Here is an 18,547-nt window from a genome sequence, read left to right on the forward strand (position 1 = left end):
AGGGCCAGCGACCGCGGATCGCTACCCAAGTTTCCTAGACCACCCGTCGCACATCACCTGGCGGAACCGCGTCGCACATCAACTGACGGATCACATTGGGTTGAAGCCGATGTCCCGTCACGGGACATGCTTGACAGTCGCGTCCCACCAGATGCTTGACATGATCATGAGCTGGCTTCTTCATCGCGTGGTGTTTGCGGGCATCGCGTGGTGGGAGGCCGGGATTGGCGCTGGTGGAGTTGTCGATCGTCGAGCAGAGGTATCGGGCGGTGTTGTCGGTGCTGGCTGGGGATCCGGTGGTGGAGGTGGCAGCCCGCGTTGGGGTGTCGCGCCAGACGGTTCATTCGTGGTTGGCCCGGTATGCCGAAGCTGGTTTGGCGGGGTTGGAGGATCGTTCCCGTCGGCCGCGGGGGTGTGCTCATCAGGCGTCGCCGGAGGTGGAGGCGTTGGTGTGTGAGCTGCGTCGGCATCATCCGCGGTGGGGTGCCCGTCGGGTCGCTTTCGAGTTGGGGCGCCATGGTTGTCCGGAGCCGGTGCCGTCGAGGATGACGGTGTATCGGATCCTGGTCCGTCATGGGTTGATCGAGCCGGTGGCGCGACGTCGGGGGCGCAAGGACTATCGCCGGTGGGAACGGGCCCGGCCGATGGAGTTGTGGCAGATGGACATCGTCGGCGGGGTGTTCCTGGCTGACGGCAGTGAGGCGAAGGTCGTCACGGGGGTGGATGACCATTCCCGGTTCTGCGTGATCGCCCAGGTGGTGCGCAGGGCGACCGGCCGGGCCGTGTGTCTGGCCTTCGCCGACGGGCTGCGGCGGTTCGGGGTGCCTGAGGAGGTGCTGACCGACAACGGCAAGCAGTTCACCGACCGGTTCGGCAAGGGCGGGGAGGTGATGTTCGACCGGATCTGCCGCGAGAACGGCATCATCCATCGGTTGACGCAGCCGGCGTCGCCGACCACGACGGGGAAGGTGGAACGGTTCCACCAGACCCTGCGCCGGGAGTTGCTGGACGACGTGCCGGTCTGGCCGGACCTGGACACCGCTCAGGCCGCGATCGACGTGTTCCGCGACGAATACAACACCGACCGACCCCACCAGTCCCTGGACATGGCCTTCCCCGCCGACCGATTCAGCCCCGCTCTGACTGCGCAGCAGGTGGTGCCGGTGAAGTTGCCGGCTCGACTCACCCAGCCGGCCGATCAGAGCCTCATCTCACCACCCCTGCCCGTCCCGGTTGCGGCGCCGCCGCAGGCGGTGCCGGGAGCGGTGGAGTTCGAGCGGGTCGTTCCCGCCTCGGGCAACATGCAGGTCTGCGGGAAGCAGTTCTGGCTCGGCCCTATCCGGTCCGGGGTGACGGTGACGTTCTGGGCCGACACCGACGTCATCCACCTGCTGATCGCCGGCACCCGAATCAAGTCCGTGCGGTCGCACCTGTCCGTCAACGACCTGGCCGCCCTGCACCGCGCCGGCGGCCGACCTGCCGGGCCACCGCCCCTACCACCGGCGCCAGCGGGGCAGCCCTCCGGTCCGGTGGAGGTCGACCGGACCATCGGCGCCAACGGCTGCGTGTCGCTGGGACAGCACCTGGTCCTGGCCGCCGAAATCCTCGCCGGCCGCCGCGTCGGAGTCCGCATCGAGGAACACACCCTGGCCTTCTTCGACCTGGACACCCGCGAACTCCTACGCACCCGACCCAACCCGTTGACCCCCGCGCAGGTGGCCCGGCTGCGAAGCGCCCGCCCCGCCGGCCCACCACCACAACCAGCCACCGGACCCGTGCGAGTGCAACGGCGGGCCTCCAACAGCGGCGTCGTCATGGTCGTCGGTCAGAAGATCGCACTCGGCCGGGTCCACGCCCACAAGACCCTCACCATCGACGTCACCGACACCGAGCTGGCCATCCACTGCGACGACGGCACCCGCACCATCCGCCGCACCACCGACCAGCCCGTCACCCGCATCAAAGCCCACCGACCCCGCAAGGTCACCATCAATGGCTAGATCAACTGTCACCCGACGGGCCGGCCAGCGCACGCAGCTCTGCTGCCTCGCCACGGGCAGCCTCTGCCTCCATCCGAGCACGCGCTCGGTCTTCCTCGAAGGGCAAGACCTCGGCCAGCTCATCCAGGGCCTCCGCCATAGCTTCCCGCCAATCGGCGAACGCGCAGGGACCAGCAAAATCAGCCGGCCGCTGCGCCTGCACGGCGCGGAGCTGGCGCAGGCCAGCCTTCAACACAGGATCGACGCCCACCACGCAGTCTTCTCTCGCCTCGGCCACGACAACGACCCCGCAAGGTCGTACCAACTACCTAGGTCAACTGACAAACATGTGCTGGGACGGATCCGTCAAGCATGTGGTGGGACTAGACATTGGGTTGAAGCCGAATCTCCCGTCACGGGGCATGCTCGACCCTCGGGTTGACCTCACGGGAGGCCAGTATGTCATTGCTCGACGGACTCCGACCTCTCGCTTGTAAGAACTGAGCTCGGTCATGCCTCGTTCGTGTATGTCTCTGACGTCAAGCGCTGATCCGTCGCCCTTGGTACCTGGTCCTCCGTGGTTGGCCTTGTTGCTGTCACCGTTGCTTTCGACAGCAATAGGGTTACCGGCGTGTTAAGCCGGTAATGGTCGCCGACGTATTGGTCTGCGCACATGGTTCGCGGTCCGTAGCCGACGTCTCGCACTGCCGGGTGCCCTAGTGTCCCGATCCGAAGCTGGGGATGTTCGCGCTGGCTACGCAGAACTCGGGTCACCTGCGATGGCCGTTCCCTCTTTGACGTCTCCCGCCCATAGAACCGGCGATTCCGTTGAGTTGCCTGCGAGCCCATTGGGTCAGGTAATGTTGATTGCCAAGGGCGGTTCGGAGTCCCTGAAATCCCTCCTCGGCTATTTTGCGCGCAGCTAATTTTTGATTCAGGGCGGCCCGAGACATTGCAAGTCTCACGGCCGAAACCAACGTATCCGGGTGGCCCGCACCGATCACACGTCGTCGCCGATCCAGCACATCCTGCTGCATCTGCCGCGCCGACTCATAGTCGCCGAGGCTGTACAAGGTGCCAGCCAGGTTACTGACGGCGGTCAGCGTGTCGGGGTGATCCTCGCCCAGCATTTGCCGTCGCCGCTCCAGCACGTCGCCTTCCATGCGCTGCGCCGACTCATAGTCGCCGAGGTTGTACAAGGTGCCAGCTAGGCCACTGATGGCGCTTAGTGTGTCGGGGTGATTTTCGCCCAGTACCCGTCGTCGCCGCTCCAGCACATCCTGCTGCATCTGCCGCGCCGACTCATAGTCGCCGAGGCTGCGCAGCGTGCTAGCCAGGTTACTGATGGCGCTTAGTGTGTGGGGGTGATTTTCGCCCAGTACCCGCCGCCGCCGCTCCAGCACGTCCTCTTCCATGCGCCGCGCCGACTCATAGTCGCCGAGGCTGCGCAGCGTGCTAGCTATGCCACTGATGGCGGTCAGTGTGTCGGGATGATTTTCGCCCAGTACCCGCCGCCGCCGCTCCAGCACGTCCTCTTCCATGCGCCGCGCCGACTCATAGTCGCCGAGGCTGTACAACGTGCCAGCTAGGCCACTGATGGCGGTCAGTGTGTCGGGATGATTTTCGCCCAGTACCCGCCGCCGCCGCTCCAGCACGTCCTCTTCCATGCGCCGCGCCGACCGATAGTCGCCGAGGCCGTGCAACGTGCTAGCTATGCCACTGATGGCGGTCAGTGTGTCGGGATGATTTTCGCCCAGTACCCGCCGCCTGCCGGGCCAGAGTGTCCTCGATCAGCGGGCGTAGCTGTTTGAGTTCGCCGAGATCCCTATATGCCCAGACCAGTTCCGTGGCAGCCTTCAAGGTGTGAGGATGGTCTGACCCGAGCGTGTGACGCCACCGTTCGTAGAGGTGGCCGGCTAGTTGCTGCGCGGGCCGGGCATCACCGCGAACGATCAGGAACACGATCGCGCGGCAAGCTAGGTCGCGAAGGTTCGCGTTGTTAGAGGAGGCCGGATCGGCTGCGAGAAGGTGTGGCAGCAGGCGAGCCCAGCTTGGCCAGGCAGCGGTATCACGTGGGTCACCGAGATCGGCCATGCTGAGCACGGCTTCGATACGCGTCCGTAGTTGCTCGACTGCGGTAGAAGGAAGTTGATCGCGCAGGATGGCTTGCACCAACCGGTGTACTGTGACGCCTTCTACCGAAACCTTGGCCAAGCCGTAGTCACCGATTCGGGCGACGCTGCGAGCACGTGGCAAGGGTTTGTCGATCACCGCCGTCAGCGGAACGAGGCCCCAGGAATCATTCTCCTGGATGGGTGCCTCAAACTGCACGATCGCGGCCAACAGCTCAATGGGCACCGGCTCCGGAGCAAGAAACGCACACAGCCGGAGGATCGCCAGCGACGCGGGGTCAACGTCGGCGAGTCGGCCGGTGCTAACCGCAATGGTGGCAGCCAGCGAGCGGGGATAACTGATGGGCCGGCCCTCGCTGAGCACCTCACCCGCTTGCTCTGTCAGTGCCTGCCTGTACTCTTGGATAGACATGCCGGTTTCAGCTAAAAAGCTAGCGGCCTGCACGAGTGCCAGTGGAAGGTCACCCAACGCTTCGGCCAACTCATCCGCTTGGTCCGAATTAAGCATCGGATGGTGAGCGGTCAGCAGGAGAACGGATTCCGCCCTGGTTAACACATCAACCTCGACCGCCGCAGCCAGCTGAGTCCAGCGGTGGTGTCGAGAGGTGATGATGACGTGGCCGGGACCTCCGGGCAGCCATTGGCTGATGTCGTCTGGCGACTCGGCATTATCGAAGACCAGCAACCATCGGTCACGGCCGCGCAGGTGACTCTTGACGGTATAAGCCGAGGTTACACTGTCCGCATCCGAAGCCAGGACACCGAGGCTTGAACCGAGCGCGGTGTACTGCTCACCGATCAGCCCGGGCTGCTCGGCCGATATCCACCACACCACGTCGTACTCCGCCGCATGGCGGTAGGCGTATTCGGTAGCAAGCTGAGTCTTGCCGATTCCCCCCATGCCGTGCAGCGCCTGCACAACCGCCGCACCACCCGCATGCAACTGCTCACCTAACCGCGCTAGTTCACCCTCCCGACCGGCGAAACCTGCGTTACGAGGAGCAAGGTTCCATACTGTCGGTAATGCGCCGGCAACCCGGTAGGCAGGCGATTCTTCTGGTGCCCTGTCTTCGGTCGATGTTCGCTGTGCCGGCGGAGAATGCAGGAAGACGTTCAGCTGGTTACCTGTCCCCTGCGCCCCAGTACTGCCCTGACCGGCAGTCAGTACCGCCTGCGTCACACCGGATGCCGGTGTTACCAGTACTGAGGATGGGAGAGCTTCCTCAGGCTTAGCGCTGTTCATCGTCACGCGCGACTGCCGAAAACATTTGTTTGCTGACCGTGGCCCTGGACAGCCTGCTGGGCTTGGTCAGAAACGACCGCGTACTGAACGACATGACCAGCCGAGCGTGTCCCCGTGGCCTCAGCAACCTGCCTCACCAGAGCACGCAACTCGTCGGCCGCCTCCGGGTAATCGCTCAACAGGTCCTCCAGACGTGCCGTCCATGCTGCTTGCTGCTCCAACCGCACCCGCTCATTCTGCGGCCCGGCGGCTTCCACTACGGCACGAGTTCGCTCCAACCGCTCCTCAACAGCAGCGGTCCGAGTCTGATCTCCTCGCCCGAACAACCGACCGAAGCCATGCTTGACCATCTGCCAGCCGTCAGTGGCTGCTGCGCTAACCAACGCCGTGCTACCAGCGACTGCCAACGCACCCATCGCCTCCGCCAGCATGACGAACCCCCAAACTGGTCGATCAACAACCTGCCGTCAGGCATATCCGATCCACGGTATAGGCGACACCCACAGCCAAACCAATCCGCGAATAGTCCGGCATCCGACACATCACGCCGACGTCCACGTCATCCTCACTGTCTGCCGTCGACCCGCACCCCTGGGGAGCGGGCCTCCGCCCAACCCGCTACGTCAAGGCGGCCTTGACGGCTCGTACGGACGCTGGCGGGTCGGGCGGTGGTCTGCTCGGCTAGCCGGCGTCGACGGTGGGCGGGGATGGCTCCCCACCGCCGCCACCCACGGACCGTGATCCGCCGACGGTCCCGGCCATCCTGGAGCCCCGAGCGCCCCCGCCGGAGGCGCAGAAGCCGCAACCCCGCCACCCCACCGGCAGCCGCCGACGGGCCCGGCATGCGCTCCCTTGCGCCACGCGGTGCTCGCAGTGCTGCCCGGCCGGCTGCTGGCCCCACCACCCACCGGGAAACGGCCTGTCGTCGTCCGGCGGCCCACCGGGCTCCCACCCTCCGCGCCAGCCGCCGAGCGTGTCGTGTGGCCGGCGTGAAGCGCCAGTGGATCGACGGGCGCGCGCCCAGTTGGCGGCGCGTGCGGCCCGCTCAGGGCCGCCTTGAAGACGCATAGAAGTTCCACGCCGTCTTCCCTTACAGCCCATGGCGGGCCAACATGATCTATCCGGCTTGGTGGTTAGGCTCTGTCTCATGAGGCAGGCAGATCCGGATTGGGCCTACGCGGATGGCACGGCGATCGAGCTGGTGCTAGGGGACTTCATCGAGGCGGTGCAGGCGGGGAACTCGGTACCGCTGGTGAAGGACGGTGAAGTCGTGGCGGTCGTGGTGTCGCCTGAGGTGGCGGAGGCTGGCCGGCGGGTGCTGGGCCAGTAGCTCGGCTCCTCTACACCAGTCGGCTCGTGTAGCCGGCGTCGACCAGGCGGCTGTAGGCGGCGCGGACGTCGTCGGGGACGTGCTGGGGGATGGCGAAGCCGAGTTCGGCGTACTTGTCAATGCGTTGGGTGTCACCGACGAGCATGTCCATGACCTTCTTGGTGTCGCCGATGCTGGTCACGTAGTCGTCGAGTGAGAGCGGGTGCGACGCGCAGATCACGTCGACCTCGGGCCAGAGCTTCTTGCAGGTGGCGTATGCGCGGCGTTGTTGGTACGGGCGGGACATCAGGATCACTGACCGGGCCTGGAGTTGGTGGTCGGCGAGGAGCGCGCGGGTGTGCTCGATGTTCTGGCCGGTGTTCTTGGCCTGCGTGTCGATGAGGATCTCGTCGGCCGGCACGCCGTGGGCTATGGCGTACTCGCGGTAGTGGACGGCTTCGCCCCGGGGGAAGGTGCCGATGGTGGTCGGGGCGTTGGCACCGGTGAAGACCAGCGTTGGATACATCCCTCGGTGGTAGAGGTCGGTGGCGATCTTGGCGACTCCGAGGTCGTGGCTGCCGAGTCCGATGCCCGCGTCAACCGGCCGGATCTCGTGGTGCATATGGTGGTAGTTCCACAGGCGTTCGACGTCCGCGCGGTGTTCCGCGGGGATGGTCAAGGGAGTCGTGGGCATCAGTTCGATCTCTCAGTCGGGGATCTTGAAGGTGTACGACCAGGTGAAGCGGGATGCGGCGTGGACCCCTCGGGCGAACTCGATCGGTCGACCGTCGTGGGTGAACGTCGTGCGGTGCAGGACCATGACGGGCTCGCCGGCTGGGAGCTGGAGGAGTTGGGTCTCCTCGGGAGTGGGCATGCGGGCGCGTACGGTTTCGGTGATCGTGTCCGGTTCCAGTCCTCGGCCGGTGAGGATGGCGAAGCCTCCACCTCGTCCGGCTGGCCCGGGTGTCGGGTCGACGAGCGAGGTTCCTTCCACGTCTTCCGGCCGGTAGTAGCTGGTCAGGGTGTGGGTGGGCACGCCGGCTTCCTTGACCAGGCGGGCGCGTTCGTAGACGGGTGCTCCGGGCTTGAGTCCGAGCGCTTCGGCGGTCTCGGCGTCGGCCTTCGTCAGGCGTACCTCGTTGGTCTGGTCGCCTGGTGTCCAGGTGCGGCCGGTGGCCTCGCGGTCGGCGGCGAACGCGACGAGCCCTGACTTCCACTTGCTCTTGGCATAGCGGTCGATGCCGAGCCGCTTCATCGCCACCCGTGGTCGGACGACGGTGCCGCGTCTGCGGACGGGCGTGACGAGTCCTTCGGCTTCGAGCAGTCGCACTGCCTGCCGGACGGTGTTGATGTTGACGCCGTGCTCGGCGGCGATCTCGTCCTGCTTCGGCAGGGTGCTGCCTTCGGTGTAGTCGCCGCGTTGGATGGCTTCGCGCAGGAGCGTCGCCAGATCCCGGTACCCGATGCCCACTCGCTCCTCCTGGCCGTGCGCTGCGTAGAGCTATCTCTACCAGCAAGTGTGTCCTACTAGCGAACATTAGAGCTAGTTCTATTGACAACGCGGTCGACGATCCGATCACATAGAGCTAGTTCTAATGCCGGTTGGTGGGAGATCATGATGCGCGGTGCGGTGGAAACTTCTAGCTCGTCCGGATCATCCCTGATCCGTACTTCCGGCACCCCGCACCACGTCGCCCCCGGCGTCGTCCAAGTGGGCGGGGCCTGCTCGTCCTGCGGTGGTAGGGCGTGGAAGTTCGTCCGCCAGTGGGCGGACCTACGCGCCATCGGGCAGGGGGCTACCGCCGTGCGGCGGCTGGTACGCCGCCCATGCCTGGACTGTTCGGGTTCCGGTCGTGCGGTGTCGTGCTGAGGCTGGCCCGGGGTGGGTGCTGGTGTGGGGCGACGACCCGAACGCCGTCCCGTGAATGGCCCGCCCACCCCGGTGCCTCGCACACCGTCCCCGCATCGGCCGGGTGTGCCCGCACCGGGTGACCTGGTGTTGATCGACCACCGGGCGTCGGTGCAATTCGCCGGCGAACGGGCGCTGTGGTTGCGGGTGACGTCGGTGGACGACAGACCGACCTATGACGGGTGGATGTGGCTCACCGGCTACTCGATCAACCGGACCACCGGCGAGGCGCTGACACGACGCGAGGTCTTCGTACAGATCGCCGGCCTGCAAGTTCTGCCACGGATGACAGAGAGTCCGCCGCCGCGTAGGAATGCGGGGCCGGTCAGGAGGGGACGCGGTGTTTGACATTCGGGTACGGCTCGGTGCGGTGTTGGAGATCAGTGCGGCGGAGCGGTTGATGCCGTCGGACGGGCCGGTCACGTTGTGGGTGACCGGGGTACGGCTGGTGGCCCACCGTCCACCCCATGACGAGTGGATCTGGGTGGAGGGGCTCAGGCTCGGCCGGACCGGTCGGCGGGGCCAGCAGGCACAGATCCTGATCCGCGCGGACAAGCTCCTGCCGGAAAAAGCGCCCCGGTGAGCACCTACCTGTCCGGTGCGGCGCGTGATCGGCTTCGGGAGGCTCAGGCGCAGCTTGACCGGCACACGCCGTCGAACGGGGATGGTCGTTGCGGGGGCTGCGGCGAGGAGGGTCCGTGTCCGCAGCGTCGGGCGGCGTTGCGGTTGTTCGGCCAGTACGGGTGTCTGCCGCGTCGGTGGCCGGGTGCGTCTCGGCCGGAGGCGGTGGGAGCGTCGTCGTGGTCGGGGTGGTTGGCCGCTGCGGTGGAGGGTGTGACGCCGAACGGCTGAGGTGACTTGTTCTGTCATGCAAACAACTCATAAGCTGCTGTGATTCATGCAGTATTCATAGATGGGGTGGCCCGCGATGGCGTACGAGATTCCGACGCCGAAGTACCTGCGCGTGTTGAACACGCTGCGGAAGCGCATCGAGGACGGCGACTACGTCCCCGGTGCGGCGCTGCCGTCGGAGAACCAGCTCTCCACGGAGTTCGGGGTGTCCCGGCCGACAGTGCTCAAGGCGCTCGGCATTCTCAAGCAGGATGGCTGGATCGAGTCGCAGCAGGGCAAGGGCAGCTTCGTGCGCGGCCGTCCCGTCTCCGGCCGTACCTCGCCGGACTATGCCCGGGATGCCGTCGAGTTGGACGAGACGGGGGGGACGGAGATCCTGCACGTCGGCCCGGTCATGGCCTCGCCGCGTATCGCGGCGGAGTTGCAGATCCCCGACGGCACGCCGGTCTATGAGCGTCGTCGTCGGACCGTGTCGGAGGCGGGGCCGGTGGACCTGGTGTCCACCTTCGTGCCGGTGGACATCGCGGTGGGTACGGACATCACCAAGCCGGGCCCGATCCCGGGCGGCCTGCTCGACCTCATCGCCCGCCATAAGGGCCTCCGCGCCGACTACGCCACCGAACGTATGACCGCCCGCCGGGTCAACGAAGCCGAAGCGGCGGCCCTGGACGTGCCGGCCGACGAGCCGGTGCTGAGCGTCGTCATCACCGTCCACCAGGCGTCGGGTGACCCGATCATGGCATCGGTGCTGGTCATGCCGGGCAGCCGCCACGAGATCGAAGACACCTACGCCCTGTCCTGATTAGGTCCACAGGTCGCCGTAGAAGTCCTCGTCATCGTCGGCCGGCGGCAGCGGGGTCCGCCACCACAGCTCGATGAGGAATTCCTCGGTGTCGGCCCGCCTGCGGTGAACGCGGACGCCGTAGACGCCGGCTCCCTGCGGAAGCGTGATCTCCACTGCCGCTCCGCAGGCGATCAACTCGACGATCAGCTCTCCGGTCGGGCAGTGCAGCTCAAGCTGCCGGTACCCGTCCCAGGAACTGCCATCCGGTGCGGGCTCGCCGGGCCAGACCCGTAGCTCAAGTCCCGTGCTGGGCGGGAACGAGGAGGCCGGGACGCTGATCTGGTAGGTGGACGCGCCGGCTACCTGAGCCGTCGCGTCTCGGCGTGACTCGCCCTCATCGTCGGCGTCACACCACACGTCCCGCAGTACGAAGCGGCCATAAAGGACGCTGAGGGTGGTGCGGTGCACCACGAGCGGTTTCATGGGTCCAGAGGCTGGCACCACCGTCCGACAATTCGCTATGTGAACACGTCTCATCGAAGCCTTACTTGTGCTTACAAGCTGACGTAGCTTGTCAGATCAACCGGTTGTCAGGAAGACGACTGGTGAGGCTAGGAGGCTGTTCGCGTGGTTCCGATGACGTTGAAGGTGCCGGTCCCGTCCGAGTACGTGTTCCCCGCGGGGGCGCTGTGCCTGGGGGTGTCGCCGCAGATTGATTTCGAGCGGCGGGGTGAGGCGGACAACCAGGCGCGGGACAAGGAGACGGGGGAGCGGGTCTGGGTGGTGCGGGTGATGGACCTGGACCCGGAGGCCGGGAAGTTCGGCCGGTCGACGGAGGCGAAGGTCAAGGTCGTCGCGGCGCAGCAGCCGGTGCCGCCGCCGTCGACGGTGCCGGGTTACCCGCCGGCCGTGGAGTTCGAGGGTCTGACCTTGACCCCGTACGTGGATTCGCAGCGGTGCAAGCCGGGCCGGTCGTCGGGTGACTGCCGGTCTCGGACCCGTCTCAGGCGACACGGCCGACGCTATGGCACGCCAATGGCACGCAAGATCAAAGACAGCTAGTACGAGAACGGCCCAGGCTCGGCGAGTATGCCGCTGACCTGGGCCGGAGGGTGTGGAGCGGGCGACGGGAATCGAACCCGCACCGTCAGTTTGGAAGACTGAAGCTCTACCATTGAGCTACGCCCGCATCGCGCCCCGTACACCAGGACGCGCCCACACCTTACCCGCTCCCTCCACCCCCCGCGCACCGGCATTCCCTCCCCGCCTCGACCCCGGTGATCAAGAGGTTTGCGTCACCTGCGGCGATCAACTTGGCGCAAACCTCTTGATCACCGGGGCGGGTGGCCTTTCGGGGGTGCGTTGGAGGTGGGGTGGGGGAGGGGTGGTGGGGACGCCCCGGCATTCCCGGCGGGGCGGGACGGCTTACACTTCTTCTGCCACGGGGTGTGGCGCAGCTTGGTAGCGCACTCGCTTTGGGAGCGAGGGGCCGTGGGTTCAAATCCCGCCACCCCGACTGCGTGCGCATCCGGGGCACCTCCCGGGGGCGACGCCGATTCCGTGCGGTATGCCGGGCGCTGCCGGAGCAGCGTCCCGGCTCGCCTACACTCGATGCGCGCAATCACGCCCAGACCCACCACTGAGATCCGTCAAGGAGTACGCCTGTGAAGAGCACCGTCGAGACTCTGAGCCCGACGCGCGTGCGGCTCGCCATCGAGGTGCCGTTCGTCGAGCTCGAGCCGAGCCTCAAGAAGGCGTACCGGGAGATCGGCCAGCAGGTCCAGGTTCCCGGCTTCCGTCGGGGCAAGATCCCCGCCGCCGTGATCGACCAGCGGGTGGGCCGGGGCACCGTGCTCAACGAGGCGGTGCAGGAGGCCATCCCGCAGAACATCCTCGCCGCGGTCCGCGAGCACGACCTCAAGACGCTCGGTCGTCCCGAGGTGGAGATCACCGAGTTCAACGACGGCGATTCGCTCAACTTCACCGCCGAGGTCGACGTGCGGCCCGAGCTGACCCTGCCGGACCCGGCCACCGTCGAGGTGACGGTCGACGAGCTGCAGATCGACGAGAGCGAGATCGACGAGCAGGTCAAGAACCTGCGCGAGCGGTTCGCCACGCTCAAGACCGTCGAGCGGGCCGCCGCCGAGGGCGACTACGTGCAGATCGACCTGAACGCGACGGTCGACGGCGAGGACGTGCCCGGCGGTTCGGCGAGCAACATCTCGCACGAGGTCGGCAGCAAGCAGCTCCTGCCGGGGCTGGACGAGGCCCTGGTCGGTCTCGCCGCCGGTGACGACACCACCTTCACCACTCAGCTGGTGGGCGGCGACTTCGCCGGCCGCGACGCCGAGGTGGCGGTGACCGTCCGTACGGTCAAGGAGAAGGAGCTGCCGGAGCTGGACGACGACTTCGCCCAGATGGCCAGCGAGTTCGACACCATCGACGAGCTGCGTGCCGACCTGCGGGAGAAGGTCAGCCGGGGCAAGCGGGTCGAGCAGATCTACGCCGCCCGGGACAAGGCCCTGGAGCAGCTGGTCGCCGCCGCCGAGGTGCCGGCGCCGGAGGGCATCGTCCGCGAGGAGGTCGAGAGCCGCAAGCAGGCGATGGTCGACCAGCTGGAGCGGATCGGCGCCTCGATGGAGGAGTACCTCGCGGCCGAGGAGAAGACCGAGGAGCAGATCGACGCCGAGCTGGCCGAGGCGGCGACCGAGGGTGTCAAGATCCAGCTGTTGCTGGACACCCTGGCCGACGCCGAGGACACCCAGGTCTCCGACGACGAGTTCGGCCACGAGATCGTCCACCGGGCGCAGCGCGCCGGGATGGCCCCGCAGCAGTACTACGACCAGCTGGTCCGCTCCGGCGCTGCCGCCGCCGTCTTCGGTGACGTGCGGCGCGGCAAGGCGCTCGCCTCCGTGATGGAGAAGATCAAGATCAAGGACACCGCCGGCAACGAGGTCACCCTCGATGCGCTGCGGGCCGAGAGCGAGCAGGCGCACGACCACGACCACGAGCACTGATCCGACCCGGTCGGCCGCCGTGCGCCCGTTGCGGCGAACGGCGGCCGAACCACTTCTGCGGGTACGTCCCGAGCCAGCTGCGCTGAGAGCGAACAGTGCCGCGACCGGGAGTCGATCACCCGGTGGAGCGGTTAATGTCGGGTACGACGGTACGGAGAGCGAAGGGCTGCCATGACCGACATGCACATCCCAGCGAAGCCGCTCCGGGCGATCGAAGCCCGAGGTGGCGACACCATTGGCAACCTCGACGACTCGGTCTACAACCGGTTGCTCAAGGAGCGCATCATCTTCCTCGGCAGTGAGGTGAACGACCAGGTCGCCAACCGCATCTGCGCCCAGCTGCTGCTGCTCGCGGCGGAGGACCCGGACCGCGACATCTTCCTCTGGATCAACTCCCCGGGTGGCTCGGTCTACTCCGGCATGGCGATCTACGACACCATGCAGTACATCGACAACGACGTGTCGACCGTGGCGATGGGCATGGCCGCCTCGATGGGTCAGCTGCTGCTCTGCGCGGGCACCAAGGGCAAGCGGTACGCCCTGCCGCACGCGCGGATCATGATGCACCAGCCGTCCGGTGGCCTCGGCGGCACCGCGTCGGACATCGCGATCCAGGCCGAGCAGATGCTCTACACCAAGCGGATGTTCCAGGAGCGGGTCGCCCACCACACCGGCCAGAGCCAGGCGCAGATCGAGGCCGACTCGGACCGGGACCGCTGGTTCACCGCCCAGGAGGCCATGGACTACGGCTTCATCGACAAGGTGATCATCGGGGCCACGCAGGTTCCGGATGGCGCCGGGACCCTGAGCTGAGGAGCTGACGATGACCGATCTGAGCCTGCCGCCCCAGTTCGCGGCCGTGCACAACCGTTACGTCCTGCCGTCGTTCGTCGAGCGCACCTCGTACGGGGTCAAGGAGTCCAACCCGTACAACAAGCTCTTCGAGGACCGGATCATCTTCCTCGGCGTCCAGGTCGACGACGCGTCGGCCAACGACGTGATGGCGCAGCTGCTGACGCTCGAGGGCACCGACCCGGACCGCGACATCATCATGTACATCAACTCGCCCGGTGGTTCGTTCACCGCCATGACGGCGATCTACGACACCATGCAGTACGTCCGGCCGGACATCTCCACGGTCTGCCTGGGTCAGGCGGCCAGCGCGGCGGCGGTGCTGCTGTCGGCGGGCACCCCCGGTAAGCGGATGGCGCTGCCCAACTCGCGGATCATCATCCACCAGCCGGCCACCGAGGGCGGCTACGGGCAGGGCTCGGACATCGAGATCCAGGCCCGGGAGATCCTGCGGATGCGTACCCAGCTGGAGGACATGCTCTCCCGGCACTGCAACCGGCCGATCGAGCAGGTTCGCAAGGACATCGACCGTGACAAGATCATGACGGCCGAGGAGTCCAAGGAGTACGGGCTGGTCGACACGATCCTGACCAGCCGCAAGAAGGGTCTGCTGGCCTCCAACGCGGCCCGCTGAGCATTACCGATCGGAGGTCGGTCGGGGCGAGGAGTTCCCGACCGGCCTCTGACACACCCGTTTTGGGGGTCGGAGAAACCACCGCCAGCGGGTAACGTCGGGTCCGTACGGCGTGGCCGGGTCGGACCGGCGGAACGGATTTCACCACGGACGGGTGCCCCGGCGCCCGCGGTTCAGGGCCGGGTTCCGGTCGACGAGTGCAGGGAGAACGTAGGTGGCACGGATCGGTGACGGCGGCGACCTACTGAAGTGCTCGTTCTGCGGCAAGTCGCAGAAGCAGGTCAAGAAGCTCATCGCGGGGCCAGGTGTCTACATCTGCGACGAGTGCATCGACCTCTGCAACGAGATCATCGAAGAGGAGCTGGCCGAGTCCGGCGAGGTGAAGTGGGAAGAGCTTCCCAAGCCGATGGAGATCTGCCAGTTCCTCGACAACTACGTCGTCGGCCAGGACCAGGCCAAGAAGGCGCTCGCGGTCGCGGTCTACAACCACTACAAGCGCATCCAGGCCGAGGCGGCCAACGCGCCGGGCTCCGGCAACGACGCGGTCGAGCTGGCCAAGTCCAACATCCTGCTGCTCGGCCCGACCGGCTGCGGTAAGACACACCTCGCGCAGACCCTGGCCCGGATGCTGAACGTCCCCTTCGCGATCGCGGACGCCACGGCGCTGACCGAGGCGGGCTACGTCGGCGAGGATGTGGAGAACATCCTGCTCAAGCTGATCCAGGCCGCCGACTACGACATCAAGCGCGCCGAGACCGGCATCATCTACATCGACGAGGTCGACAAGATCGCCCGTAAGTCGGAGAACCCGTCGATCACCCGGGACGTCTCCGGCGAAGGGGTGCAGCAGGCGCTGCTCAAGATGCTGGAGGGCACGGTGTCCAACGTGCCGCCGCAGGGCGGGCGCAAGCACCCCCACCAGGAGTTCATCCAGATCGACACCACCAACGTGCTGTTCATCTGCGGTGGCGCCTTCGCCGGCCTCGACCAGATCATCGAGTCCCGTACCGGTTCCGGCGGCACCGGCTTCGGCGCCCGGCTCCGGTCGGTCTCGGAGCGCTCCACCGACGACATCTTCAGCCAGGTGATGCCGGAGGACATGCTCAAGTTCGGGCTGATCCCCGAGTTCATCGGCCGACTGCCGGTGATCACCAACGTCCGCAGCCTGGACCGCTCCGCCCTGGTGCGCATCCTCACCGAGCCGCGTAACGCCCTCGTGCGGCAATACCAGCGGCTCTTCGAGCTGGACGGCGTCGAGCTGGAGTTCGAGCCGCCGGCGTTGGAGGCGATCGCCGACCAGGCCATGCTCCGGGGCACCGGTGCCCGGGGTCTGCGCGCCATCATGGAAGAGGTCCTCCTCTCCGTGATGTACGAGGTGCCGAGCAACCCCGACGCCGCCCGGGTGCTGATCACCCGCGAGGCCGTCCTGGAGAACGTCAACCCGACCATCGTGCCGCGCGAGTTCACCGGCCGCCGGGCCCGCCGCGACCGCGAGGAGAAGTCGGCCTGACCGACCCCTTCCCGAACACCGTCGGAAGCACGGCCGCTGTCCCGGGCCGTGCTTCCGCGCGTGACGGGTCCGGGTCTGCCTCCGGATTTCGCCACCCGCCCCGGCCTGCTGGCTATCGTCGCCGGCACGGGCATGTCGCCGCTGTTGCCCCGCCGGAGAACGGCGGGGCAACAGCCGCCGAACTGCTGGGCGGCGTCGCTGACGGGCTGTAGCCGGTCACCACCGGCCGGGGACGCCCCACGTGGTGCCCCGGGAGCCACGGCGTGTGCCGTCCGCCCACCGTCGTGCTGTGGGCGTTCACGGGGGACCGGGAGCGGTCTTCGCCGGTGTGGTGGGTCGCAGCGCCGGCCCGCTGTCCGGGTCTGCCGTGCGCGTCCGCTGTCCGCCGCAGGCTGTCCGCTGTCCCGGGTCGCCGTCCGCCCGTACCCTGGCATCATGCGCGTCGCCGTCTGCCAGCTCAACGCCCGCGACGACCGGGCGGCCAACCTGGCCGCCGCCGAGACCCTGCTGGTCAGGGCCGCGGCGGCCGGTGCCGACCTGGCGGTCCTTCCCGAGTACGTCGACTATCTCGGCCGGTCCGACGGGATGCCGGCGGCGGAGGGGGCCGACGGCGCGGTGGGGACCTTCTTCGCCGAGGTGGCCGGCCGGCTGGGGATCTGGCTGGTCGCCGGTTCCTTCCACGAGGTCGGGCCGGACCCGGCGCACACCTGGAACACCTCGCTGGTCTTCGACCGGTCCGGCAGGCTCGCCGCCAGCTACCGAAAGATCCACCTGTACGACGTGGAGATCCCCGGCCGGGTGTCCTACCGGGAATCCGCCACGGTGGCGCCGGGACACGAGCCGGTGGTGGTCGACGTGGAGGGGCTGCGGGTGGGCCTGTCCATCTGTTATGACCTGCGTTTCCCGGAGCTCTACCGGCGGCTCGCCGTCGAGGGGGGCGCGCATCTGCTGGTCGTTCCGGCGGCGTTCATGATGCACACCGGGCGGGACCACTGGGAGGTCCTGCTGCGGGCCCGGGCGATCGAGAACCAGTGTTTCGTGGCCGCGGCCGGGCAGACCGGCGACCACGAGCCGGGTCGGACCTGTTTCGGGCGCAGCATGGTGATCGACCCGTGGGGCACGGTCCTCGGCCAGGTGCCGGACGGGCCGGGACTGACCGTGGTCGACCTGGACCTCGACCGGCTGCGCACGATCCGGGCCGAGCTGCCCAGCCTGGCGAACCGTCGTCTCTGACCGACCTCGACGCCCCGGCGACGCCGCCCTGCGCCTGCTGGCATCTGGACCGGTCGCCGACCGACCTGGTCGCCGGGCACCGGCCTGTTCTGGCCCGGTTGGTCCGGTGGTGCCTCGCTCCGGTGCGGCTGCCGGTGCACGATCCGCCGGGTCCGGGGCGGGGTGTGTGTCGGGTCAGCTCAGCAGTACCCCGGCGATGGCCAGGCCGATGATCGCGGCGGCCGTCACCAGCAACGCCGTTCCCATCCTGGACGGTCCCCGCTGGGCGAGTCGAACGACTGACAGTACGACGACGACGAGAACGACCGCCGCGATCACCAGCTGCCAGAAGGGCAGGAGGAGCCCGAGCAGCGCGTCGTCGGCGAGGGTGACCGTGGGGGATCGGGACGCCTCATCCATGGCAGCCACTCTGGCACGGATCGGCCATCCCGTCGTCGGTTCCGGTGCGCAGTGCCGCAGTGAACTCGGGGCATCCCAGCGCGCGCGGCACGTCGTACCGCCGCCCCACAGCGGGCCGGCTGCCGCCGGGAGGGGGTCAGCCGGTCGGCCGGGGTGCCGGCCGCTCGGATGGTAGGACCGCCGAGCACGGAAAGTGACGATCATTGATTTGCCTTCCGGTGGACAGCCGCGTAACTTTCTCTCTGCACGCGGCAGGCCGGACAAACCGGCCGAAAGCAAGCACCAGGATCGTGGCGGAGACGCCGAGCGATGCTGAGGATCGGGCAGTGCGAGAGGCCCCGCAGGTTGGGGTTGCGAACGCGAAGCTGACCGGGTAAAGTGCTGAAGCCGGCAGGGAGCCGGGCGGGCGCCGCGAAAGCGGATGCCAGCCGGTCTGCCGATTCCCACGACAGCAACGACCGCCGGGAACGGCGTGCGTCGGCGTGGAAATGGCTTGAGTCGAGCTGGCTGATCGCGAAAGCGAATTTGACAGCGAAATTCAGCCCTAGTAAGTTAAGCGAGTTGCCTCGGACGGTTCGCCGCGATAAGCGGTAACCGAATGGTGTGTGGTTGTTCTTTGAGAACTCAACAGGGTGCTTGATAAGCCAGTGCCAATTATGATTTATACCCCGCACTGGGCAGACCTTCGGGTTTG

At 67.2% G+C, this 18,547-nt stretch carries 19 protein-coding genes, 2 tRNA genes and 1 pseudogene; 12 read left to right on the forward strand and 10 right to left on the reverse strand.

The window, feature by feature from the left end:
* Positions 1-233: 233 nt before the first annotated feature.
* Complete coding sequence (locus AB0B63_RS32045; protein WP_357025691.1) at positions 234-2,000, forward strand: IS481 family transposase; 1,767 nt, start codon at positions 234-236, stop codon at positions 1,998-2,000.
* 1 nt (position 2,001) lies between these two features.
* Here the strand turns inward: AB0B63_RS32045 and AB0B63_RS32050 are convergent, their stop codons facing one another.
* The 5 genes and pseudogenes from AB0B63_RS32050 to AB0B63_RS32070 form a co-directional block, all read right to left on the reverse strand.
* A complete protein-coding gene (locus AB0B63_RS32050; RefSeq protein WP_357025694.1) occupies positions 2,002-2,277 on the reverse strand; it encodes a hypothetical protein in 276 nt (91 codons plus the stop codon).
* Between the two features lie 472 nt (positions 2,278-2,749).
* Positions 2,750-3,646, reverse strand: a complete 897-nt coding sequence (locus AB0B63_RS32055; RefSeq protein WP_357025697.1) for a tetratricopeptide repeat protein — start codon at positions 3,644-3,646, stop codon at positions 2,750-2,752.
* Between the two features lie 3 nt (positions 3,647-3,649).
* Positions 3,650-3,712: pseudogene (locus AB0B63_RS32060) on the reverse strand (hypothetical protein); the annotation flags it as partial.
* A complete protein-coding gene (gene fxsT, locus AB0B63_RS32065) occupies positions 3,687-5,354 on the reverse strand; it encodes an FxSxx-COOH system tetratricopeptide repeat protein (RefSeq protein WP_357025733.1) in 1,668 nt (555 codons plus the stop codon). The pseudogene AB0B63_RS32060 and the gene fxsT, both read right to left, overlap by 26 nt.
* A 2-nt stretch (positions 5,355-5,356) precedes the next feature.
* The gene (locus AB0B63_RS32070; protein WP_357025700.1) at positions 5,357-5,581 is read right to left on the reverse strand and encodes a hypothetical protein; all 225 of its coding nucleotides are present in this window, start codon (positions 5,579-5,581) and stop codon (positions 5,357-5,359) included.
* A gap of 920 nt (positions 5,582-6,501) precedes the next feature.
* Here AB0B63_RS32070 and AB0B63_RS32075 point away from each other — a divergent pair.
* Positions 6,502-6,684 carry a hypothetical protein gene (locus AB0B63_RS32075; protein ID WP_357025703.1) on the forward strand — a complete coding sequence of 61 codons (183 nt, stop codon included), beginning with the start codon at positions 6,502-6,504 and terminating at the stop codon, positions 6,682-6,684.
* 10 nt (positions 6,685-6,694) lie between these two features.
* Here AB0B63_RS32075 and AB0B63_RS32080 read toward each other — a convergent pair whose 3' ends face one another.
* Together AB0B63_RS32080 and AB0B63_RS32085 are read right to left on the reverse strand one after the other, a co-directional pair.
* Positions 6,695-7,357 (reverse strand): YdcF family protein, encoded by a 663-nt coding sequence (locus AB0B63_RS32080; RefSeq protein ID WP_357025706.1) that lies wholly within the window; start codon positions 7,355-7,357, stop codon positions 6,695-6,697.
* 12 nt (positions 7,358-7,369) lie between these two features.
* Positions 7,370-8,134, reverse strand: coding sequence for a GntR family transcriptional regulator (locus AB0B63_RS32085; protein WP_357025709.1), 765 nt, complete (start codon positions 8,132-8,134; stop codon positions 7,370-7,372).
* Between the two features lie 525 nt (positions 8,135-8,659).
* On the opposite strand from AB0B63_RS32085, the gene AB0B63_RS32090 reads away from it, so the two are divergent.
* From AB0B63_RS32090 to AB0B63_RS32100, 3 genes are all read left to right on the forward strand, one after another.
* Positions 8,660-8,920, forward strand: coding sequence for a hypothetical protein (locus AB0B63_RS32090; protein ID WP_357025712.1), 261 nt, complete (start codon positions 8,660-8,662; stop codon positions 8,918-8,920).
* On the forward strand, positions 8,913-9,155 hold the full coding sequence (locus tag AB0B63_RS32095) for a hypothetical protein (RefSeq protein WP_357025715.1): 243 nt from the start codon (positions 8,913-8,915) through the stop codon (positions 9,153-9,155). Before AB0B63_RS32090 ends, AB0B63_RS32095 begins: the two co-directional genes overlap by 8 nt.
* Positions 9,156-9,500: 345 nt before the next feature.
* Positions 9,501-10,226: a GntR family transcriptional regulator gene (locus AB0B63_RS32100; RefSeq protein WP_357025718.1), complete on the forward strand. Its 726-nt coding sequence runs from the start codon at positions 9,501-9,503 to the stop codon at positions 10,224-10,226.
* Here AB0B63_RS32100 and AB0B63_RS32105 read toward each other — a convergent pair whose 3' ends face one another.
* A complete protein-coding gene (locus AB0B63_RS32105) occupies positions 10,227-10,691 on the reverse strand; it encodes a hypothetical protein (protein ID WP_357025721.1) in 465 nt (154 codons plus the stop codon).
* Positions 10,692-10,844: 153 nt separating this feature from the next.
* Between AB0B63_RS32105 and AB0B63_RS32110 the strand changes: the two genes are divergently transcribed.
* On the forward strand, positions 10,845-11,270 hold the full coding sequence (locus AB0B63_RS32110; protein ID WP_357025724.1) for a hypothetical protein: 426 nt from the start codon (positions 10,845-10,847) through the stop codon (positions 11,268-11,270).
* A gap of 53 nt (positions 11,271-11,323) precedes the next feature.
* On the opposite strand, the gene AB0B63_RS32115 is transcribed toward AB0B63_RS32110, so the two are convergent.
* Positions 11,324-11,397: transfer RNA gene (locus AB0B63_RS32115), tRNA-Gly, on the reverse strand.
* Between the two features lie 253 nt (positions 11,398-11,650).
* On the opposite strand from AB0B63_RS32115, the gene AB0B63_RS32120 reads away from it, so the two are divergent.
* The 6 genes from AB0B63_RS32120 to AB0B63_RS32145 all read left to right on the forward strand — a co-directional run bounded on the left by AB0B63_RS32120 (position 11,651) and on the right by AB0B63_RS32145 (position 17,454).
* Positions 11,651-11,724: transfer RNA gene (locus tag AB0B63_RS32120), tRNA-Pro, on the forward strand.
* Positions 11,725-11,872: 148 nt separating this feature from the next.
* Positions 11,873-13,225, forward strand: coding sequence for a trigger factor (gene tig / locus AB0B63_RS32125; RefSeq protein WP_208570475.1), 1,353 nt, complete (start codon positions 11,873-11,875; stop codon positions 13,223-13,225).
* 171 nt (positions 13,226-13,396) lie between these two features.
* Positions 13,397-14,038 carry an ATP-dependent Clp protease proteolytic subunit gene (locus AB0B63_RS32130; protein WP_067310650.1) on the forward strand — a complete coding sequence of 214 codons (642 nt, stop codon included), beginning with the start codon at positions 13,397-13,399 and terminating at the stop codon, positions 14,036-14,038.
* 10 nt (positions 14,039-14,048) lie between these two features.
* Positions 14,049-14,711 carry an ATP-dependent Clp protease proteolytic subunit gene (locus AB0B63_RS32135; protein WP_091250718.1) on the forward strand — a complete coding sequence of 221 codons (663 nt, stop codon included), beginning with the start codon at positions 14,049-14,051 and terminating at the stop codon, positions 14,709-14,711.
* Positions 14,712-14,925: 214 nt separating this feature from the next.
* Positions 14,926-16,221, forward strand: coding sequence for an ATP-dependent Clp protease ATP-binding subunit ClpX (gene clpX, locus AB0B63_RS32140; RefSeq protein WP_067310644.1), 1,296 nt, complete (start codon positions 14,926-14,928; stop codon positions 16,219-16,221).
* A 435-nt stretch (positions 16,222-16,656) separates the two neighbouring features.
* The gene (locus AB0B63_RS32145; protein ID WP_357025729.1) at positions 16,657-17,454 is read left to right on the forward strand and encodes a carbon-nitrogen hydrolase family protein; all 798 of its coding nucleotides are present in this window, start codon (positions 16,657-16,659) and stop codon (positions 17,452-17,454) included.
* A 174-nt stretch (positions 17,455-17,628) separates the two neighbouring features.
* On the opposite strand, the gene AB0B63_RS32150 is transcribed toward AB0B63_RS32145, so the two are convergent.
* Positions 17,629-17,853, reverse strand: a complete 225-nt coding sequence (locus tag AB0B63_RS32150; RefSeq protein ID WP_208570477.1) for a hypothetical protein — start codon at positions 17,851-17,853, stop codon at positions 17,629-17,631.
* Between the last annotated feature and the right edge of the window lie 694 nt (positions 17,854-18,547).

Source organism: Micromonospora sp. NPDC049081, assembly GCF_040648835.1.
In the GTDB taxonomy this organism is placed as follows: Bacteria; Actinomycetota; Actinomycetes; order Mycobacteriales; family Micromonosporaceae; genus Micromonospora; species Micromonospora antibiotica.

What these genes read in the sequence shown, in the direction of transcription:
- AB0B63_RS32055 (WP_357025697.1), bottom strand. Translation starts at nt 3,646, where the DNA reads ATGGAAGAGGACGTGCTGGAGCGGCGGCGGCGGGTACTGGGCGAAAAT.
- fxsT (WP_357025733.1), bottom strand. Translation starts at nt 5,354, where the DNA reads ATGAACAGCGCTAAGCCTGAGGAAGCTCTCCCATCCTCAGTACTGGTA.
- AB0B63_RS32075 (WP_357025703.1), top strand. Translation starts at nt 6,502, where the DNA reads ATGAGGCAGGCAGATCCGGATTGGGCCTACGCGGATGGCACGGCGATC.
- AB0B63_RS32080 (WP_357025706.1), bottom strand. Translation starts at nt 7,357, where the DNA reads ATGCCCACGACTCCCTTGACCATCCCCGCGGAACACCGCGCGGACGTC.
- AB0B63_RS32100 (WP_357025718.1), top strand. Translation starts at nt 9,501, where the DNA reads ATGGCGTACGAGATTCCGACGCCGAAGTACCTGCGCGTGTTGAACACG.
- AB0B63_RS32105 (WP_357025721.1), bottom strand. Translation starts at nt 10,691, where the DNA reads ATGAAACCGCTCGTGGTGCACCGCACCACCCTCAGCGTCCTTTATGGC.
- AB0B63_RS32110 (WP_357025724.1), top strand. Translation starts at nt 10,845, where the DNA reads ATGACGTTGAAGGTGCCGGTCCCGTCCGAGTACGTGTTCCCCGCGGGG.
- AB0B63_RS32130 (WP_067310650.1), top strand. Translation starts at nt 13,397, where the DNA reads ATGACCGACATGCACATCCCAGCGAAGCCGCTCCGGGCGATCGAAGCC.
- AB0B63_RS32135 (WP_091250718.1), top strand. Translation starts at nt 14,049, where the DNA reads ATGACCGATCTGAGCCTGCCGCCCCAGTTCGCGGCCGTGCACAACCGT.
- AB0B63_RS32145 (WP_357025729.1), top strand. Translation starts at nt 16,657, where the DNA reads ATGCGCGTCGCCGTCTGCCAGCTCAACGCCCGCGACGACCGGGCGGCC.
- AB0B63_RS32150 (WP_208570477.1), bottom strand. Translation starts at nt 17,853, where the DNA reads ATGGATGAGGCGTCCCGATCCCCCACGGTCACCCTCGCCGACGACGCG.